Genomic DNA, 415 nt, shown 5'->3' with positions numbered 1-415 from the left:
AATAGAAGTCTGTAGCTTTGTACAGAAACTCGGCCGTATCGCTCAACGTGACAAAACCATGAGCGAACCCCGGCGGGATCCACAGCTGGTTTTTGTTTTCTGCCGAAAGCACCGCTCCCACCCATTTGCCGAAGGTAGGGGAGGACCGGCGGATATCTACTGCTATGTCAAATACCTCACCTTGCGCGACACGCACCAGTTTGCCTTGGGCATGGGGTGGAAGCTGATAGTGCAGGCCGCGGAGCACGCCTTTCACTGAGCGTGAGTGATTATCCTGAACGAAAGTCGGGCGCAGGCCTGTCGACTCGCTGAATACTTTGGCATTGAAGCTTTCGTAGAAGAACCCACGATCGTCGCCGAATACTTTTGGAGTGAACAAGATGACGTCGGGGATGGCCAGTGGAATCGCATGCAT

General features: G+C 54.0%; 1 protein-coding gene. It reads right to left on the bottom strand.

The features are described from left to right. Window positions 1–415: dTDP-4-dehydrorhamnose 3,5-epimerase (rfbC, locus tag QWI17_RS21555; RefSeq protein ID WP_302724601.1), on the bottom strand; the 415-nt coding region annotated here is incomplete at both ends.

It is taken from the genome of Gilvimarinus gilvus, from assembly GCF_030518155.1.
Lineage (GTDB): Bacteria > Pseudomonadota > Gammaproteobacteria > Pseudomonadales > Cellvibrionaceae > Gilvimarinus > Gilvimarinus gilvus.
The sequence above is the reverse complement of the archived record's forward strand: the minus strand, read 5'-3'. Positions and strand labels throughout refer to the sequence as shown.